This is a genomic window from Burkholderia sp. IDO3, assembly GCF_003366075.1.
Taxonomy (GTDB): domain Bacteria; phylum Pseudomonadota; class Gammaproteobacteria; order Burkholderiales; family Burkholderiaceae; genus Burkholderia; species Burkholderia anthina.
Window position 1 is genome coordinate 587,374 of record NZ_CP028964.1, and the last position, 18,425, is coordinate 605,798.

Below are 18,425 nucleotides of genomic sequence, written 5' to 3' on the forward strand. Positions count from 1 at the left end.
GTCGACACAGGCAATGCGTCGGATCCGCGCTCCATCCCGGGCGCTCACACTCCAGTCAGAAGGGAGCCGTCGTGATCGTGAATACTGCCCCGCAATTTCCCCGCGCTGTTTCGTCGCTGTCAGGCATGCCCGACGCTCCCGCGTACCGGGACGACGCATTGGTGCGGGGCCACCGCGTCGCGCCGGTCGATCGCGCGCTGCTCGACGCATTCGATGCGATCGATCGCCGCGCGCTGCGCGCGTACCGTGTCGAACGGCTGCGGGAACAACTGCGCAAGCACGATTACGCGGGGATGCTGCTCGCCGATCCGCTGAACATCCGCTATGCGACGGACACGAACAATCTCGGCCTGTGGGTCATGCATTCGCCGAGCCGCTACGTGTTCATCGCGACCGACGGCCCGCTCGTGCTGTTCGATTTCACGAGCAGCAAGCACAACAGCGAACACATCGAATCCATCGACGAGATCCGGCCCGCCACGCCGTGGATCTATTTCCTGGCCGGGCCGCGCGTCGAGGAGAAGGCCGATGCGTGGGCGCACGAGATCGCCGATCTGCTGCATGCGCACGGCGGCGGCAACATGCGGCTCGCCGTCGACCGCTGCGACCCGTGGGGCGCCGAACGGCTGACGCGGCTCGGCGTCAGCCTGTTCGACGCGCAACCGCTGACCGAACAGGCGCGCGTCGTGAAAGGCCCGGAGGAAATCGCGCAGCATCGCGTGTCGATGGGCGTGTGCGATCTCGGCGTCGCGCGCATGCGCGAGGCGCTGCGCCCGGGCATCACCGAGAACCAGTTGTGGAGCGTCTTTCACGAGACGAACATCGCGCACGGCGGCGAATGGGCGGAAAGCCGGCTGCTGTCGTCGGGCCCGCGCACCAATCCGTGGTTCCGCGATGCGTCGAACCGCGTGATCGAGCCGGGCGACATGGTGTGCTTCGACACCGACATGGTCGGGCCCGGCGGCTACCTGTCCGACATTTCGCGCAGTTTCGTGTGTCCGGGCCGCGGCGTGTCGGCGCGCCAGCGCGATCTGCTCGGCTATGCGGAAGACCAGATCCTGCACAACGTCGGGCTGCTGCGTGCGGGCGTCACGTTCCGCGAGTTCGCGGAGCGCTGCTGGCCCGTGCCGGAGCGCTACGTCCACAACCGCTACATGATGATGCTGCACGGCGTCGGGCTGGTCGACGAATATCCGAGCGTCGCGTATGCGGTCGATTTCGACGCGTGGGGGTATGACGGCACGTTCCAGGAAAACATGGTCGTGTCGGTCGAAAGCTACATCGGCGTGCAGGGCGGCGCCGAAGGCGTGAAGCTCGAGGAACAGGTGCTGATCACGTCGACCGGCGCGATCCCGCTGTCGGCCGTACCGCTGATCGCGGACCGCGATGCGTGAGCAGGACCCGGCCGGCCAGGTGCCGGCCATGCGCCCGGCCGCGTCGTCCGCCGCCGGTTTCGACGTCACATGTTTTGACAGGGCAAGCCCGTTTCCGATGACCGAATCCAGTCCGTTGCCGCAACTGATTTCCGCCGATGCCGTCTTGAGCCGCATGCCGCCCGCGCACATGGTCGATGCGCTGGAAGCCGCGCATCGCCAGGCGTATGCGCCGCTTGCGCGCCTGCATGCGAGCGTGCCGCGCGATGCGCGCGAGAACGGCGAGATGCTGATCTGGCTCGGCGGCGCGCCCGACGGCGCGACCGGCACGAAAGTCGTGTCGATCTCGCCGGACAACGGCCGGCGCACGAACGATTCGGCCGACACGTGGCATGCGGTGGTGCTGCTGAGCGATCCCGAGGACGGCCGGTTCCGTTCGATCATCGTCGGCAACGCGTTCAGCCGTTACAAGACGGCGGCCGACTCGGCGCTCGGCGCACGTCTGCTCGCACGGCGCGCGCCGCAGACGCTGACGATCATCGGCGCGGGCGCGCAGGCGCAGACGCATCTGCGCGTGATGGCCGCCGAATTTCCGACGCTGCGCCGGATCGACGTGTGGAACCGCACGTACGAGCGTGCGGCGCGGCTCGCCGACCACGCGGCCGGCGACGCGCCCAATGCGGACGTGCGGGCCGTCGCGTATCTCGAGCGCAGCGTTCGCGAGGCCGACCTCGTCGTGTGCGTGACGTCGTCGACGTCGCCGGTGCTCGACGGTGCATGGCTGCGCGACGGCTGCCACGTGGATCTGGTCGGCGGCTACACGCCGTCGATGCGCGAAGCGAACGACGCGGCGCTGCTGCGCTCGCGCATCTACGTCGATCATCGCGCGCTCGTGACCGAGCACTGCGGCGACATTCGCCAGCCGCTCGATGCGGGCGTGATCGACGCGGCCGACATCGAGGGCGACCTGTTCGACCTGTGCGGCGGCCGCGCGGCGGGGCGCCGGCACGATGCGGACATCACGCTGTTCAAGAACGGCGGCGGCGGTCATCTGGACCTGATGTTCGCCGACTGGCTGAGCCGCCGGTGCGCGACGCCGGACGACGGCCGCATGCCGTCCGATCACTGACCCGATGGAGCCGCTTGCGATGAAGGAATCCGATCTCGAGTCCGAACCTCACGACCACGACGAGCACGACGACCACGAAGCGTACGACGACGCGACGGGCAGCGACGCGGTGTTCGACGCGATCGTCACGAACGGCCCGCTGAACGATGCATGGCGGCTCACGCTATGGTCGAACTGCTACACCGAGCCGGTGTTCGCCGAGATGATCCAGGCGTTCGACGTCAGCCGCGACGAGTTCAACGTGCTGGCCTGCCTGTCGACCGTCGGCGCGATGACGGCGAAACAGATCTGCGAAGTGACGGGGCGGCCGAAGAACAGCATCAGCCGCGCGGTGAACCGGCTCGCGGAACGCCGGATGATCCGTCGCAAGACGAACGAGGACGACCGGCGGGAGATTCGCCTCGCGCTGAACGAAAGCGGCCGCCGGCTGTACGAACGCGTGCTGCCCGTCTCGCTCGACCGGCAGGCGCTGATGCTGAGCGCGCTCGACGCGGACGAACGCGCGATGCTCGATCGCATCCTGAACAAACTGATGGGCGCGCGGCGCGGATGGTGAGCACGAGGTGAGCGCGGTCGCGCCGCCGTAGCCCGCACGCGTGCGGGCGGGCGATCGAGTTGATGCGTGTCGCGCAAGACATGATGAAAAACGATCGCTTGAGGCTTGAATATTGGACGCATTCAATATCGTTCAGCGATTCATGTCGTTGTACTGAATAAATGAAAGGCGTATCCCGGATCGAAAGCGCGCCCCTTTCCGGCGCGACGACGGTCGATCGATCCGGAGAGTTGCGTTGAAAGCCATTGACGGAGAAGCTTCCATGAACAGCATTGTCGCACCTCCCCTGCAAACCGAACCCGGCGCGATGCAGGCCGGCCGTCCCGGCATGCAGCCGATCCTGTGCGTCGAAGGCGTCGGGAAGACCTTCGGCGCGCATCGCGTGCTGCAGGACGTCAGCTTCTCGATGAATGCGGGCGAGGTGATCGCGATCATCGGCCCGAGCGGGTCCGGCAAGAGCACGCTGCTTCGCTGCATCAACCAGCTCGAACCGCCGACCGAAGGCCGCGTGACGATCGGCGACGTGACGATCGAGGCGAACCATACGCCGCCGCGACGCGAGCTCGTGACGCTGCGCCGCCGGATCGGGATGGTGTTCCAGTCGTTCAACCTGTTCCCGCACCTGAGCGTGCTGCGCAACGTCAGCCTCGCGCAGGAGCGCACGATGGGCCGCAACCGCGCGGACGCCGACCGGCGCTCGATGGAACTGCTCGAACGGGTCGGTCTCGCGAACAAGGCCGGCCAGTATCCGGTGCGCTGTTCCGGCGGCCAGCAGCAGCGCATCGCGATTGCCCGGGCGCTCGCGCTCGAACCGGAAATCATGCTGTTCGACGAGCCGACGTCGGCGCTCGATCCGGAGCTCGGCCTCGAAGTGCTCGCGGTGATGAACGAGCTCGCGCAATCCGGGATGACGATGATCGTCGTCACGCACGAGATGCATTTCGCGGAGAGCGTGTCGGACCGCGTGATCATCATGGCCGACGGACGGATCCTCGAAGCGGGGCCGAGCGAGGCCGTGATGCGCCACCCGAGCACCGAGCGCGCGGCGAAATTCCTGAACGCCGTGAGGGACCGCTGAATGATCGACCATCTTTCCGCCATTCTCGCCGGCGTGCCGTGGACGATCGCGCTGACGCTGACGGTTTTCGCGATCGGCGCGGTGCTCGGGATGCCGCTTTGCGCGCTGCGCAGCGCCCGGAACCCGATCGTGCGCGCGCTCGCGACGGCGTTCGTCGTCGGGTGCCGGTCGGTGCCGCCGATCGTCTGGCTGTTCTTCGTGTTCTTCGGGATCGGCAACGACCTGCTGCCGCTCAACCCGTTCACGGCGGCCGCGCTCGGCCTCGGCCTCGTGACCGCGGCCAATTTGTCGGAGGTCTATCGCGGTGCGCTGACGGCGATTCATCCGGGGCAGTACGAAGCGGCGAAAGTGCTGAATCTCACGCGCACGCAGCAGTTTCGCGACGTGATTTTCCCGCAGATGATGCGTATCGCGCTGCCCACCGCGGCGACTTACCTGATCGGCCTGTTGAAGGACTCCGCGGTCGCGTCGACGATCGGCGTGAACGAACTGGCGTTCCAGGCGTACCACGTGTCGCAGCAGACGTTTCGCGGGCTGGGCGTCTACGCGGCCGCCGCGCTGCTGTATATCGCCCTCAGCATCCCGGTCGCATGGCTGTCGCGCTGGGCCGACCTTCACCTTCGTTCGCGGGTGTCGCGATGAGCTCCATGATCGATCTCTGGCAATCCTGGCTGCCCGACCTGCTCGGCGGCTACCGTCTGTCGCTCGAAGTCACCGCGCTGAGCCTCGCGATCGGCATTCCGCTCGGCCTCGTGCTCGCGCTGTGCGTGTCGATGAAGCCGAAGGCGATCCGCGTTGCGGCCATCGTGTTCGTCGAGATCGGCCGCGGCGCGCCGGCGCTGATCCTGCTGCAGTTCTTCTACTTCGGGTTGCCGAATGCGGGGCTGACGTTGTCGTCGTTCCTGTCCGCCGTGGTGGCGCTCGCGTGCTGCACCGGCGCCTATACGAGCGAGATCATTCGTGCCGGCTTCGATGCGGTGCCGCACGGACAGAAGGAGGCGGCTGCGGTGATCGGGCTCAATGCGGTCGACGCGCTGCGCTTCGTGATCGTGCCGCAAGGCCTGCGCGTCGCGCTGCCGGCCTTGCTCGGCTTCTCGATCATGATGCTGCAGGCCACGTCGCTGTGCTTCACGATCGCGCTGCCGGAACTCGTCAGCCGCGCATCGAGCATCGGTTCGTCGACGTTCGAATACATGCCCGTGCTGCTGCTCGCCGGCCTGATGTTCGCGCTGATCTGCGTGCCGGCGACGTTCGCCGTCTCCGCGCTCGAGCGCCGTCTGGGGCGGCATGCGGTTCGCTAAGCCGACGATGCCGTCCGATCCTTTCTTTCCGTTTTCTTAACAGCCACGCTCTTTCGGGGACATTCTCATGACATCAACCAAGCGTCGCCTTTCGTTCGCGCTCGTCGGCCTGTGTCTCACGGGCTTCGGCGCCGCCGCCCACGCGCAGTCCTGCAAGCCCGCGCACCAGTTCGAGACGATCCGGCCCGGCACGTTGTCGGTCGCCGTGTGGGATTTCCCGCCGTATTCGATTCCGGCTGGCACGAGCGACATCAAGGGCGTCGACGGCGAGATCGTCAAGCAGATCGCCGCGCGCGAATGCCTGAAGATTGCGGTGTCCGTCATCGATCCGGCCGCCGTCGTGCAGTCCGTCGTGTCGCGTCGCGCCGACATCGGCCTCGGCGACTGGTATCGCACGGCCGACCGCGCGAAGGTGCTCGGCCTGAGCGATCCGATGTATCTCGACCAGATGGCGGTGATCTCGAAGCAGGGCGTCGACACCGTCGCGAGCATCGTCGGCAAGCGCGTCGGCACGGTGCAGGGCTATCTGTGGACCGGCGATCTGCAGAAGCTGCTCGGCAGTTCGCTGGTCGTCTACCCGAACCCGGTCGCGATGGCGCAGGATCTGGCCGCGGGCCGGATCGACGTCGGCACCGACAGCTATGCGGTGTCGAAATACAACCAGGCGAAGGGCGGCTATGCGTCGATGAAGATCATGCTCGTGAAGCCCGATCCGCGCGTGCCCGCGTCGCTCGAACCGGGGCAGACGGCGCTGCTGTTCACGAAGACGAACGCCGCGCTCGGCACGGCGCTCGGCGCCAATATCGACGTGATGCGCCAGTCGGGGGAGATCGCCCGGATCCTCAAGACCTACGGCCTGTCGGCATCGGCCGCCGATGTGGGCGCGCCGCGGATCATTCAGTGACGACAGCCGGCTGAGCCGCCCGCGCGGCGGCCGGAGCCAGGGCGGCAGGCGATGCGCCCGCCCCGGGTGAAACGCCATTCACGTTTGAATCGCCCCCCGTTCATGGCATCGGGCCGGTTCATTGTTATCAATCAGGAGACCAAATGAACAAGAGTATGCGAAGACTGTCCGTCTGGCTGACCGTTACGTCGGCCTGCGTCGTTTGTCCGATCGCCGCGCACGCGCAGTCGACCGTCACGCTGTACGGCGTGATCGACGAAGGCATCGACTACACGAACAACAGCGGCGGCAAGTCGCTGTGGCACATGCAGGACGGCACCTATGACGGCATCTACGGAAGCCGTTGGGGCTTGAAGGGCAGCGAGGATCTCGGCGGCGGCCTGTCGGCGATCTTCAAGCTGGAATCGGGGTTCAGCGCGGAAAACGGGCAAATGCGACAGGGCGGCCGCCTGTTCGGCCGGCAGGCGTACGTCGGCTTGTCGGATACGCGATTGGGCACGGTGACGTTCGGTCGCCAGTACGATTCGATCGTCGACTATCTGCAGCCGTTGACCGCGCCGGGCCAGTTCGGCGGCCCGTTCGTGCATGCGGGCGACATCGACAACACCGACAACTCGTTTCGCGTCGACAATTCGATCAAGTATGCGAGCCCGAGCCTCGGCGGCCTGACGTTCGGCGGCATGTACTCGTTCACGAATTCGACGGCTCCCGGGCGCGGCACGACCGGCATGTGGAGCGTCGGCGCGAGCTATTCGGTGGCGTCGTTCAATGTCGCGGCCGCCTATCTGTATGCGAAGAATCCGGCGCTGCTGTTCACGGACGGCGATTTCGTGTCCAACACGACGGGCCCGGTGATCGGTGCATCCGGGCCGTTCAGCTATGTCGGCAATCCGGCCAACGAGCAGGTGGTGGGCGCGGCGGCCAGCTATGCGTTCGGTCATGCGACGGTCGGGCTCGACTTCACCGATACGCGCTTCGAGCGCGCGAACGGCACGACGTCGACGGTGCGCTTCGACAACTACGAAGCGTGGGTGCGCTATGCGCTCACCGCCGCGTGGTCGGTCGGCGGCGCCTATACGTATACGCACGGGCATGTCGGTTACTCGGATGCCGCGCCGATCTACCATCAGGCCGGCCTGACGACGACGTACGCACTGTCGAAGCGCACGTCGGTGTATGCGATGGGCGTCTACCAGCGTGCGGGCGGTGCGGCGACGCAGGCCGCGATCTTCGACGGCGTGGTCGGCAATGCGTCGAGCAACAATCATCAGATCGCGTTGCGGATCGGGATGTATCACCTGTTCTAAACCTTGTGGGGCGGGCGGCAGGCGCCGGCCCCTTCATTTCTGGCGGATATGCGATGAGGATTCTGGTTCCAGTGAAAAGAGTGGTCGATTACAACGTGAAGGTCCGGGTGAAGTCGGACAACACGGGTGTGGACATCGCGAACGTGAAGATGTCGATGAATCCGTTCGACGAGATCGCGGTGGAAGAAGCCGTGCGCCTGAAGGACGCGGGCGTGGCGACGGAAGTGATCGCGGTGTCGGTCGGTGTCGCGCAAGCGCAGGAAACGCTGCGCACGGCGCTGGCGATCGGCGCGGATCGCGCGATCCTGGTCGAGTCGAACGACAGCGTCGAGCCGCTGGCCGTCGCGAAGATCCTGAAGGCGCTGGTCGACAAGGAGCAGCCGCAGCTGGTGATCCTCGGCAAGCAGGCGATCGACGACGATTCGAACCAGACGGGCCAGATGCTGGCCGCGCTGGCTGGCCTGCCGCAAGCGACGTTCGCGTCGAAGGTGACGATCGCCGACGGTAAGGCAACCGTTGCACGCGAAGTCGACGGCGGTGCGGAAACGCTGTCGCTTCAACTGCCCGCGGTCGTGACCACCGACCTGCGCCTGAACGAGCCGCGCTACGTGACGCTGCCGAACATCATGAAGGCGAAGAAGAAGCCGCTGGAAACGGTGAAGCCGGAAGACCTGAGCGTGGACGTCGCGCCGCGTCTGAAGACGCTGAAGGTGGTCGAGCCGCCGAAGCGGGCGGCCGGCGTGAAGGTGCCGGACGTGAAGACGCTGGTCGAGAAGCTGAAGACCGAAGCCAAGGTGCTGTAAGAGGGAGCGGAAAGAAATGACGATTCTGGTGATTGCAGAACACGGCAACGCGTCGATCAAGGCCGCGACGCTGAACGCGGTGGCAGCGGCGGCCGAAGTGGGCAAATTCGTCGGCGGCGACATCCACGTGCTGGTGGCGGGCCACAACGCGCAAGCGGCGGCCGATGCGGCAGCGAAGATTTCAGGTGTCGGCAAGGTGCTGCTGGCCGATGCGCCACAGCTCGCGGGCGGTCTTGCCGAGAACGTCGAGGCGACGGTGCTGACCATCGCGGAAAACTACTCGCACATCGTTGTACCGGCAACGGCCTGCGGCAAGAACATCGCGCCGCGTATCGCCGCGAAGCTGGACGTCGCGCAGATCTCCGAGATCACGGCGGTTGTGTCGGCCGACACGTTCGAGCGTCCGATCTACGCGGGCAACGCGATCGCGACGGTTCAGTCGAGCGATCCGATCAAGGTGATCACGGTGCGTGCGACGGGTTTCGATCCGGTTGCGGCGGAAGGCGGCAGCGCATCGGTCGAGAAGATCGAAGCGGCAGCGGACGCAGGCAAGTCGCAGTTCGTGAGCCGTGAAGTGACGAAGCTCGATCGCCCCGAACTCACCAGCGCAAAGATCATCGTGTCGGGCGGCCGTGGTCTGGGTAGCGGCGAAAACTACACGAAGGTCCTGGAGCCGCTGGCGGACAAGCTCCAGGCAGCACTCGGCGCGTCACGTGCCGCAGTCGACGCAGGCTACGTACCGAACGACTATCAGGTCGGCCAGACCGGCAAGATCGTCGCACCGCAGCTGTACATCGCGGTCGGCATCTCCGGTGCGATTCAGCACCTGGCCGGCATGAAGGATTCGAAGGTGATCGTCGTGATCAACAAGGATCCGGAAGCACCGATCTTCAGCGTGGCCGATTACGGTCTCGTCGGCGATCTGTTCGTCGAGCTGCCCGGAATCGTGGCCGCGCTGTAGCATGGCAGCCCACTACCGGTCATCCCGATTCGCGAGCGCGCCGGGCGACTTGCGGGACGTGCGCAGGCAGGCAGCGATCGTCGCCAATTCCGACGACGCTGCCGTATGGCGCTGGTTTTCTTCGTTGATGGACGATCGCCGGGTTCGCTGGTGTCACGCGACAGACCGATGGTTCGTCAGCGTCGACAACCGGCACGTGGCAACCGAGCCGAGCTTCGACAGCGCGATTCGCGCCGCCAAGGCGGCGGTGGAGAGACGGGAAGGGCACGGCGCGGCCGGGTGAGGCGCCAGGTTTCTCCGATCCAGTCGCTCGACTGGCCCGATTTCACGCGGCGTATCGCCCGCCGCCGTCCGCATCGATCACGACGCCGCTCAGGTACGATGCGCGTGCCGAGGCGAGAAATGTCACCAGGTCGGCAATTTCCTGCGGTTTCGCGGCACGGCCGAACGGGAGATTCGCCAGCATGTCGTGCCATTTCGATGCATCGCCAAACCGTTGCGCGGCGCGCGTTTGCGATAGCGAAATCAGCCGCTCGGTTTCCGTCGGGCCCGGATTGACACCCAGCACACGCACGCCACGCCGTGTCGCGTGTGCTCCCACCGCCCGCGTGAAAGCCACGAGCGCCGCGTTGCCTGCCGAGCCGCATAGATAGTCATAGTTCGGCATGACGCCGGCGATACCGACGACGTTGAGCACCACACCGGATCCGCGCGCCATCATCGACGGCAGCACGGCCCGCGTCAGGTTGATATAGCCGAATACCTTCAATTCCCACGCGCTTCGCCATTGGGTGTCGTCGATGTTTTCCAGCCCGCCGCCGGGAATGGCGCCCGCGTTGTTGACCAGGACATCCACCGATTCGAGCCGCTGCTGCAACCGTTCGCGGCCTTCGTCGCTCGCGATATCCGCTACCACGCCCTCTACGTCGGCGCCGTGAAGCGTCTTCAGGCGCGCGACGGCATTGTCCACGCCATCCTGCTTTTGTCCCACCACGACGACTCGACTGCCTTCGCGCGCAAACGCGTCGGCGCAAGCAAACCCTATACCGCGTGTCGCGCCGGTGATCAGCACGTGCTTACCGCTCAACTCGAGATCCATGGTTCATCCTTCTATCTGTCGTTCGACATCGTTGATGAAATCGAGCACCGCGCGATTGAACGCATCGGGCGCTTCGAGATTGATCGCGTGGCTCGTGTCGGGCAGGATCCATAGCCGCGCGTTCGGGATCGTGCGCTTCAGGAAGAGCGACGGAGCAAGGCAGGGTTCGTCGTCGTCTCCCGCGACAATCAGGGCCGGCACATTCAATTCGCGCAGCGGCGCTTCAAGTTCGTAGAGCGTAGGGCGGCGCATCTGACATCCCCTTGCGGTCAGCGCCGTGCCTATTGCGGAATGTTGGGCAAACTGACGGAGGAATTCGTCGAAGCCCCGCGGATCCTTCTCCTTGAGCTTGCGCCTTGTCGGGCCGTTCAGATAGTCGGCTGCGCCGGCTTCCAACCCGTGGGCCAGGATGCGCGTGGCCAGCGCCTCGCTTGCCTCGCGGAACTGTTCAGGGGCGTCCGAGCCATGCCCGGCCGCGGCAACCACGATGGACCGCGTCATCTCCGGATGCGCAATGGCAAAACACAGTGCCGCATACGCGCCCATCGACAGGCCGACGATATGAGCATTCGACACGCCTGCGGCCTTTAGTACGCTCGCGATATCGGCTACCGCATGAAGGTGGCTGTAAGACTCGATATCGTCTGGAACGTCGGACGGCGGGTAGCCGCGCGCATTGAACGTAATGCAGCGAAATCGCTGCGACAGCGAGCGTACCTGATGCGCCCAGTTTCGGTGATCTCCCGCGAACTCGTGCAAGAACACGATGGCCGGGCCCTGCCCGGTCACTTCATAGAAAAGATTGATCCCGTTGGATGATGCAGTGGGCATGTCTGCTCCATTTTCGTGCAGGAAAGAGGGGCGCGGCGCAGGCTCGTCCGGATTCGCTACGCGCGTTCCACAAGGCACGAGTGTAGGTCTATTATCGATAAGGTAAAAATATGGGATTGTTATGGGTCTATCGTGTTTGGTTATTTCTCGACGATCGCCGATCGATCGGCCGCGAGCCTTTGCCATGAGCGTGAGAGGACGGGATGGATTTCAAGCAACTGCAATATTTCGCACGCATTGCCGAGCTGGGTAACATGACGCGCGCCGCGGAGACGCTCCACGTCGCCCAGCCGGCGCTGAGCCAGCAGATTGCCAATCTCGAGGGCGAACTCGATGCCCGGCTCTTCGATCGCGGCGTCTACGGGGTTCGCACCACCCCGGCAGGGGAAACGCTTTATCGCTATGCGAAGTCGCTGCTCAAGCAACTGGAGGACGCGCGACAGGCCATCTCAAGCGAGGTCGACCAGCCCAGCGGGCATGTCGTGATCGGCATTCCGGGCAGTGCCGGCAAGCTCGTCGTCACGCCACTGGTGAAGGAGTTGACCAGCCGGTCGGCGATCATGACGGAGATCATCGAACGGCCGAGCGCCGAACTCGTCGATCTGGTAATCGACAGCAAGCTCGACGTCGCGCTCGGCGTCGACGTGCCGCGCCGCCGAGGGCTCGCCATTCATCCGGTCCTGCGCGAAGCGTTATTCGCGATCGCGCCGCCGAGCGAAGCGCGGACCGATGCGAGAACGAGGAAATCCGTCACGGCGAAAGAACTGGCCGCGCAGCCGCTGTTCCTGCCGGGTTTCCCCAATACGATCCGCCAGCGCGTCGAGGCGGCATTCCTCGAAGCGCATCTGGAATACAGGATAGTGAGCCAGGTGAGCTCGCTGGATATGGTGGTTCGACTGGTTTCTTCCGGGCTGGGCTGGGGCGTGCTGCCCTGGTCGGCCGTGGCCGATGAGGTACGGCAGGGCAGAATCCGCGCACTGCGTGTGTCGGATCGCGCCCTGTCGCGCGAGCTTTCGGTGTGCATCTCCGACTCCGTGCCATTGAGCCGCGCGGCGGAGGTGGTGCGCGACTGCATGCTCGACATCATTCAGGCCTTGATCCGGTCGAAACGATGGGAGCATGCCAGACTGGTCTCTCATGATTGACGTGTTAACGCCAAGGCGATAAGCCAGTCTTATCGATCCATCGGTATTCCATATTTGTTTGCGTATTGATCGGGTTCATACAATCGATCTGTCCGTGATGGATTGCGGCGCACGCGAAGACACGGATCTTCGCGAATACACAAAACATATGGAGACAACCATGTCAGGCAATTCCAGCCCATCCGCCACGACATGCGAGGCGGCATGCGCAAAGGCATTCTGGCGCATCGTGCCCGTGCTGTTCGTGAGCTACGTGCTCTGTTCGATGGATCGTTACAACGTCGCATTCGCGCAGATCCAGTTGCGCGAGGCGCGACACATCACCGACAGTATCTACGGTCTCGGCGCGACCCTGTATTTCGCAACCTATGTGGCGTTCGCCGTCCCGGCCAACATGCTGTTGCGCCGATGGGGGGCAAAGAGGGTGTTTTTCCTCATCATGCTCGGATGGGGCGTGTGCTCGACAGGCATGCTGCTGATCCGGACTCCCTATGAATTCTTTGCCGGCCGGCTACTGCTGGGCGCATTCGAGGCCGGTTTCTATCCCGGCGTCATTTACTATCTCGGGACATGGTTTCCGCAAACGCATCGCAGTCACGCTTTCGCGGTATTCACCTCGGGCGTGACTGTGGCAGGGGTCGTGGTGGGGCCGCTGTCGGGGTGGATCATGACCCGCTTCCATATGGCCGCCGGACTGGCCGGCTGGCAATGGCTATTCCTGCTCGAGGGATTGCCCAGTTGCCTGATGGCGATCGTTTGCTTCCTGGTTCTCAAGCAGGGGCCGTCCGAAGCCACCTGGCTGTCGCTACAGGAACGGCGCGCGCTGGAAGCGGCGCTCGCGCAAGACCGGCTCGCCGCATCGCGGCAGATCGTTCCTGCCGGCCGGTTCGGGATGCTTCGTTCAAAGCAGGTGTATCTGTTTGCGCTCGTTTATTTTTGCTCGATCTCCGGTGTCTATGCGTTGGGGTTCTGGGTGCCGGCGATCATTCGTGCCTATGGCGCGACCACGCCGCTCGAGATCGGCCTGTATTCAGTGATCCCCTGGGGGCTGGCGGCAATCGGCACGATCGTGATTTCGCGCCGCTCCGACCGCATGAATGAGCGGCGCTGGCACTCAGCGGGTGCGCTTCTCGTCGGCGCAGCCGCGCTTGGGCTGTCCACGCTGCCGCATCTGGGCTTTGCCGTCGCAATGTCGTTGCTCAGTGTCGGCGCGGTCGGGGTCATTGGCGCGATTCCCGTCTTCTGGACCATTCCCGCATCGGCGATGCCGGCGGAATTCGCCGCAAGCGGGGTGGGATTCATCAATTGCCTCGGCGTCAGCTCGGGCATGATCGCGCCGCTGTTGATCGGCCTCTTGAAGGAGCGAACCGGATCGCTGTCCCCGGGACTCTGGTGCCTCGTTGCAATGCTCGTTTCGGGCGCCGTCCTGCTGCTTGTCGTGACCCGGCCCGCACGTCGCTTGCCTCATGCCGCCGTCTCGCCCGTCATCGCGGCCCCGGTGCGCGCGCCTGGCGCCCATTCATCGACAGTCGAGGAACGCTAGTTCGATCGATAGTCTGCCTGCTCGGGAACGTATGGAGATATTAGGACTACTCATGCAAAACGAAAAAACTTCGTCATTTCAGCAACCGCTCAAAGGGCTCAAGGTACTCGAACTGTCTCAGATCATGGCCGGGCCGGTATGCGGCTTGATGCTGGCCGATATGGGCGCGGACGTCTACAAGGTCGAGAAGATTCCCTATGGCGACGACGCCAGAAGTTACGGGAAAGCGTCCGACGCGGGCACGCCGCCGTCGTTCATGATGCTCAATCGGGGCAAGCAGTCGATCGGGATCGACATCAAGAGCCATGCGGGCAAGGCAGTGCTACTGCGTATGGCGGGACAGGCGGACGTGTTGACGGAAAACTTTCGGCCGGGCGTGATCGAGCGTCTCGGACTTGGCTACGAAGTGCTGAGTCAGCTCAATCCGGCGTTGATCTATTGCTCCATCACCGGATACGGTCGTGAAGGGCCGCTCGCGCGCAAAGGCGGCTTCGATCTGATTCTGCAGGCATTCAGCGGCCTCATCAGCGTGACGGGCGAGGAAGGCGGCGAGCCCGTCAAGCCCGGCGTATCGATCGCGGACGTCAACGCCGGCATTCTCGCGGCGCTCGGTATCCTCGCGGCTTATGTGCATCGGTTGCGCACGGGGCTCGGGCAACGCGTGGACACTTCGCTGGTGCAGGCGTCGCTGCAGCAGATGTACTGGTACGCGGCCGCGTATTTCTCGCGAGGCGCGATCGCGAAACCCTCGGGCACCGCACATCCGCTGATCTCGCCTTATCAGGTCTATCGCTGTCGAGACGGACGCATTGCGATCGGTGGCGCGAACGAAGCCAACTGGGCACGGATCGCCGAAATGCTTGGTCATCCAGAATGGAAGGCAGATCCGCGCTTCATGACACCGGATTCGCGACTTGCCAACCGAAAGGCACTGGAGCGACTCATCAACGATGTGCTGGCCACCGACGACGTGGCGTCGTGGCTGCGCCGATTCGACGAGGCATCGGTTCCGGCCGGCCCGGTACAAAACGTCGCTCAGGCACTGGAACACGAGCAGTCAAAGGCGACGCGAATGGTCGTCGAAGTCGAGGCCCCGAACGGGGGCACGACGCGTGCTCTCGGTTTGCCGATCCATTTCAATGGCACGACGCGGATCGCGTCGCGGGCGGCACCGCGTGTCGGGCAGGATACCACCGACATTCTGCGTCGCTTCGGATTCACTGACGGCGAGGTCCGGGATCTCATCGCATCGGGTGCCGTGCTGCAGGCGGGTGCCTCGGTCGAAGCCGCTGCCGCCACGCAAGGATGACGCTCATGCATCGCCTCGATATCGACGCGGATCGCGCCGGCTCTGCCCACGGACTCGAACTGCACGTCGAAGGCCATATTGCGACCATTACGCTAGCTCGTCCCGAGAAGCGCAATGCGATGACGCTCGACATGTGGCGTGAGCTTGCCTGGCTTGCCGAACAACTCGATGGCCGCGATGACGTGCGCGCGGTCGTTCTGACAGGCAGCCATGACAGTTTTTGCGCGGGCGCCGACATCACGGAATTCGATGAACTGCGTAACGACACGGCACAGGTGCTCGCCTATGACGCGATTTACGAGGCGGGATGCCGGGCACTCGAAACGCTCGGCAAGCCGGTTATCGCTGCGATCAACGGCTATTGCATGGGCGGCGGATGCAATCTCGCGCTAGCGTGCGACATCCGATTTGCTGCACCGCAAGCCACATTTGCAATTCCGGCGGCAAGGTTATCGGTGGTCTACGGCGCAGCGGGTACCCGCCGGCTTCTCAATCTCGTCGGCCCCGGGCGCGCGCGACGTATTCTATTCACGGGTGCCCGGATCGGTGCTTTCGATGCGCTGGGCGCGGGTCTGATCGACGAAGTTCATGACAATGTGTATGAAGCCGCGCGCCGATGTGCCGCGACGATGACGGCCGTTGCGCCGTTATCGATTCGCGGTGCAAAAGCGATCCTGGCAGCGCTCGAAACAGCATCGGAAAACCACGGCGAGCGGGTGGCCGAAGCCGCTATCCGTCGAGCCGCCAACAGCGCAGACTATGTCGAGGCGCGCACGGCTTTCAGGGAAAAGCGGGCGCCGCGATTTTGCGGTCACTGACCAGAATCGCCATACCCGCCATTTGCCCATCGCTCATGCATTCGGCGCGTGCCCCGCCGGCGACGTGCGCCCGAGCGCATCGAACGCCGGTTATGACGGAACGGGCATGCCGCCGTGCGTTGCGCTGCCGGGCGTGGTCTTCTAGCCTCGCGGACACTGAAGCACGATTCGCGCGATGAGCCCGGTCGGTTTGCGATTGACGAGCGTGAACGTGCCGCCGTGCGCATGCACGATTTCCCGAACGATCGACAAACCGAGCCCGACGCTCCCCGGGCGGTCGCCGCGTGCCGGATCGAGACGCACGAAAGGCTCGATCACGTCCTTGAGTCGATGCTCGGGAATGCCTGGCCCGTCGTCGACCACGTCGATATGCACGCTCTGGCCGTCGACCGATGCAGTTACCGCGACGCCGCTCCCGAAGTGCAGCGCATTCTCGATGAGGTTCGTCAGCACCCGGCGCATCGCGTCCGGCCGGCAGAAGAAGCGGATCTGCTCCGGGCCGATATAGTGCACCGCCGCGCCGGCTTCCTCGTATTCGTCGCACAGCGTGGAGATCAGTGCGCCGAGGTCGAGCCACTCCTTCTCTTCGCGGTCCACACCGCTGCTGAGGAACGCCAGCGCGGACGTGACCATCGCCTGCATCAGCTCGATGTTTCGTATCAGCTTGTCGCGCACGGATTCGCTCTGTTCCATTTCCAGCTGCAGCCGCATGCGCGTCAGCGGCGTGCGCAAATCGTGGCTGATCGCGGCCAGCATGCGCGTGCGGTTCTGGATCGACAGCGTGATGCGCTCCTGCATCAGGTTGAATGCATGTGCCGCCGATCGAATTTCGAGCGGACCTTCTTCCGCGATCGGCGATACCGACATCTGCTGGCCGAATGCGTCGGCGTGTTCGGACAACCGTCGCAACGGACGAATCACGCGCGAGATGGCCCACGCCGACATCGCGGCCACGCCCACGCACATGAAGATCAACGCGCCGTAGAAGGGAAAGGAATAGCGCGGCGGGTCGGCCGTGTCGCGGGCGGTCCGAATCTCGAGCGTCCGGCTGCCGAGCGGCACCCGTACCTGGATTGCCGCGTCCCCGGCATGTTCGGCCCCGCAAGCGCGTACGGACAGATCGGCCGCGCCCGTCAGCTCGGATTTCAGCACGGATTCGAGGTCCCGGGTGTCCAGCGTTTCCGTGGAGCAGGCCGACGCCGCCTGCGAGAGCCGGAACGACAGCCCCGGCTGCCGCATCGTCGCGATCACGGCGCCGCGCTCGGCGTCGGGAACCGCGCGGAGACTCTCGACCGCGCTGGCGATGCGATAGGCGCTCTGCCACGGCCACGGCGGAGCCGGCGGGGTGTGGTGCGACAGCAGAACGATGAACAGCAGGGCCGTCGCGCTCGACGAACACGTCAGGATCAGCAGGATCTGCCCGAGCGTGGTGGAGAAGACCCGGCGCATCAGACGAAGACCACGTCGGGCTGGAACGCGTAGCCGTCGGTGCGTACCGTCCGGATCGTTTCCTCGAGCGGATCGTTGCCCGCGAGCTTGCGCCGCAACCGGCTCACGAGCAGATCGATCGAGCGCCCCGAGATCGGGAAGTTGGTTCCGCGCGTGAGGTTGATGAGCTCTTCGCGCGAGAGCACCTTGCGGACGTGCTGGCAGAGCACGAGCAGCAGGTCGGTTTCCGCGCCCGTCAGCGGCACGCGCAGGCCGGCCGGCGAGCGTACGAAACGCCGGTACGGATAGAACGTGAAACCGGAAAACTGCAGGACCAGCTCGGTGACCGGTTTGCGTTCGTCGCCCTCCGCGGCGACGGGGCGGCGCAACACGGCGCGGATGCGCGCCAGCAACTCGCGCGGATCGAACGGCTTGGGCACGTAGTCGTCCGCACCGAGTTCGAGGCCGACCACCTTGTCCGTCGGATCGTCGAGCGCCGTCAGCATGATGATGCGCGGCCCGCCCTTCGCATGCAGGCGACGGCACAGATCGAGCCCGTCCTTGCCCGGCAGCATCACGTCGAGCAGGACCAGATCGACGTCGTCCGTCGCGAGCAGCGCATCGGCGGCTTCGACGCTGTCCGCGACGTGCGTGACGTAGCCCTTGCCGGACAGAAAGGCGGCCAGCGGGACGCTGATGTCTGCGTCGTCTTCGACGATCAGGATGGAATTGCCGGTCAATGGAGTCCCCGTTGTTGCGTGCGTGTCGTATGCGGCGCGCGGCCGCGGTGCATTCGCCGACCAATGTACTCCGGTGCGCGCGATCGGTCTGTGTCAATCA

19 protein-coding genes are annotated in these 18,425 nt (G+C 64.8%); 15 read left to right on the plus strand and 4 right to left on the minus strand.

The annotated features are described in order from the left end of the window. Positions 1 to 125: 125 nt before the first annotated feature. The 11 genes from DCN14_RS34330 to DCN14_RS34380 all read left to right on the plus strand — a co-directional run bounded on the left by DCN14_RS34330 (position 126) and on the right by DCN14_RS34380 (position 9,695). Positions 126 to 1,394: a Xaa-Pro peptidase family protein gene (locus tag DCN14_RS34330; RefSeq protein WP_096506987.1), complete on the plus strand. Its 1,269-nt coding sequence runs from the start codon at positions 126 to 128 to the stop codon at positions 1,392 to 1,394. A gap of 97 nt (positions 1,395 to 1,491) precedes the next feature. Next, entirely contained in the window at positions 1,492 to 2,502 is a 1,011-nt protein-coding gene (locus tag DCN14_RS34335) for a hypothetical protein (protein ID WP_162826277.1), read from the plus strand. A gap of 19 nt (positions 2,503 to 2,521) precedes the next feature. Then, positions 2,522 to 3,058, plus strand: coding sequence for a MarR family transcriptional regulator (locus DCN14_RS34340; RefSeq protein ID WP_162826278.1), 537 nt, complete (start codon positions 2,522 to 2,524; stop codon positions 3,056 to 3,058). A 262-nt stretch (positions 3,059 to 3,320) separates the two neighbouring features. Beyond that, positions 3,321 to 4,136 carry an amino acid ABC transporter ATP-binding protein gene (locus DCN14_RS34345; RefSeq protein ID WP_096506984.1) on the plus strand — a complete coding sequence of 272 codons (816 nt, stop codon included), beginning with the start codon at positions 3,321 to 3,323 and terminating at the stop codon, positions 4,134 to 4,136. Then, entirely contained in the window at positions 4,137 to 4,778 is a 642-nt protein-coding gene (locus DCN14_RS34350) for an amino acid ABC transporter permease (RefSeq protein ID WP_096506983.1), read from the plus strand. Next, positions 4,775 to 5,437, plus strand: coding sequence for an amino acid ABC transporter permease (locus DCN14_RS34355; RefSeq protein ID WP_096506982.1), 663 nt, complete (start codon positions 4,775 to 4,777; stop codon positions 5,435 to 5,437). The genes DCN14_RS34350 and DCN14_RS34355 overlap by 4 nt, the downstream gene beginning before the upstream one ends. A 67-nt stretch (positions 5,438 to 5,504) precedes the next feature. Then, on the plus strand, positions 5,505 to 6,341 hold the full coding sequence (locus DCN14_RS34360) for a transporter substrate-binding domain-containing protein (protein ID WP_096506981.1): 837 nt from the start codon (positions 5,505 to 5,507) through the stop codon (positions 6,339 to 6,341). A 143-nt stretch (positions 6,342 to 6,484) separates the two neighbouring features. Next, complete coding sequence (locus DCN14_RS34365) at positions 6,485 to 7,648, plus strand: porin (RefSeq protein ID WP_096506980.1); 1,164 nt, start codon at positions 6,485 to 6,487, stop codon at positions 7,646 to 7,648. A gap of 53 nt (positions 7,649 to 7,701) precedes the next feature. Then, the gene (locus DCN14_RS34370) at positions 7,702 to 8,451 is read left to right on the plus strand and encodes an electron transfer flavoprotein subunit beta/FixA family protein (protein WP_096506979.1); all 750 of its coding nucleotides are present in this window, start codon (positions 7,702 to 7,704) and stop codon (positions 8,449 to 8,451) included. A gap of 16 nt (positions 8,452 to 8,467) precedes the next feature. Next, complete coding sequence (locus DCN14_RS34375) at positions 8,468 to 9,412, plus strand: FAD-binding protein (protein WP_096506978.1); 945 nt, start codon at positions 8,468 to 8,470, stop codon at positions 9,410 to 9,412. Position 9,413: 1 nt separating this feature from the next. After that, positions 9,414 to 9,695 carry a hypothetical protein gene (locus DCN14_RS34380; RefSeq protein ID WP_096506977.1) on the plus strand — a complete coding sequence of 94 codons (282 nt, stop codon included), beginning with the start codon at positions 9,414 to 9,416 and terminating at the stop codon, positions 9,693 to 9,695. Positions 9,696 to 9,737: 42 nt separating this feature from the next. Here the strand turns inward: DCN14_RS34380 and DCN14_RS34385 are convergent, their stop codons facing one another. Next, a complete protein-coding gene (locus DCN14_RS34385) occupies positions 9,738 to 10,511 on the minus strand; it encodes a short-chain dehydrogenase/reductase (protein ID WP_096506976.1) in 774 nt (257 codons plus the stop codon). 3 nt (positions 10,512 to 10,514) lie between these two features. Beyond that, a complete protein-coding gene (locus DCN14_RS34390) occupies positions 10,515 to 11,342 on the minus strand; it encodes an alpha/beta hydrolase (protein ID WP_096506975.1) in 828 nt (275 codons plus the stop codon). Positions 11,343 to 11,545: 203 nt separating this feature from the next. On the opposite strand from DCN14_RS34390, the gene DCN14_RS34395 reads away from it, so the two are divergent. The 4 genes from DCN14_RS34395 (at position 11,546) to DCN14_RS34410 (ending at position 16,157) form a co-directional block, all read left to right on the plus strand. Further along, complete coding sequence (locus DCN14_RS34395) at positions 11,546 to 12,487, plus strand: LysR substrate-binding domain-containing protein (RefSeq protein ID WP_096506974.1); 942 nt, start codon at positions 11,546 to 11,548, stop codon at positions 12,485 to 12,487. A gap of 160 nt (positions 12,488 to 12,647) precedes the next feature. Continuing rightward, positions 12,648 to 14,030 (plus strand): MFS transporter, encoded by a 1,383-nt coding sequence (locus tag DCN14_RS34400; RefSeq protein ID WP_096507080.1) that lies wholly within the window; start codon positions 12,648 to 12,650, stop codon positions 14,028 to 14,030. A gap of 52 nt (positions 14,031 to 14,082) precedes the next feature. Then, on the plus strand, positions 14,083 to 15,339 hold the full coding sequence (locus tag DCN14_RS34405; protein WP_096506973.1) for a CoA transferase: 1,257 nt from the start codon (positions 14,083 to 14,085) through the stop codon (positions 15,337 to 15,339). A 5-nt stretch (positions 15,340 to 15,344) separates the two neighbouring features. After that, the gene (locus DCN14_RS34410) at positions 15,345 to 16,157 is read left to right on the plus strand and encodes an enoyl-CoA hydratase-related protein (protein WP_240327454.1); all 813 of its coding nucleotides are present in this window, start codon (positions 15,345 to 15,347) and stop codon (positions 16,155 to 16,157) included. A gap of 141 nt (positions 16,158 to 16,298) precedes the next feature. On the opposite strand, the gene DCN14_RS34415 is transcribed toward DCN14_RS34410, so the two are convergent. After that, positions 16,299 to 17,606 (minus strand): ATP-binding protein, encoded by a 1,308-nt coding sequence (locus DCN14_RS34415; RefSeq protein ID WP_096506971.1) that lies wholly within the window; start codon positions 17,604 to 17,606, stop codon positions 16,299 to 16,301. After that, positions 17,606 to 18,325: a response regulator transcription factor gene (locus DCN14_RS34420; RefSeq protein ID WP_096506970.1), complete on the minus strand. Its 720-nt coding sequence runs from the start codon at positions 18,323 to 18,325 to the stop codon at positions 17,606 to 17,608. Before DCN14_RS34420 ends, DCN14_RS34415 begins: the two co-directional genes overlap by 1 nt. Positions 18,326 to 18,425 lie beyond the last annotated feature (100 nt).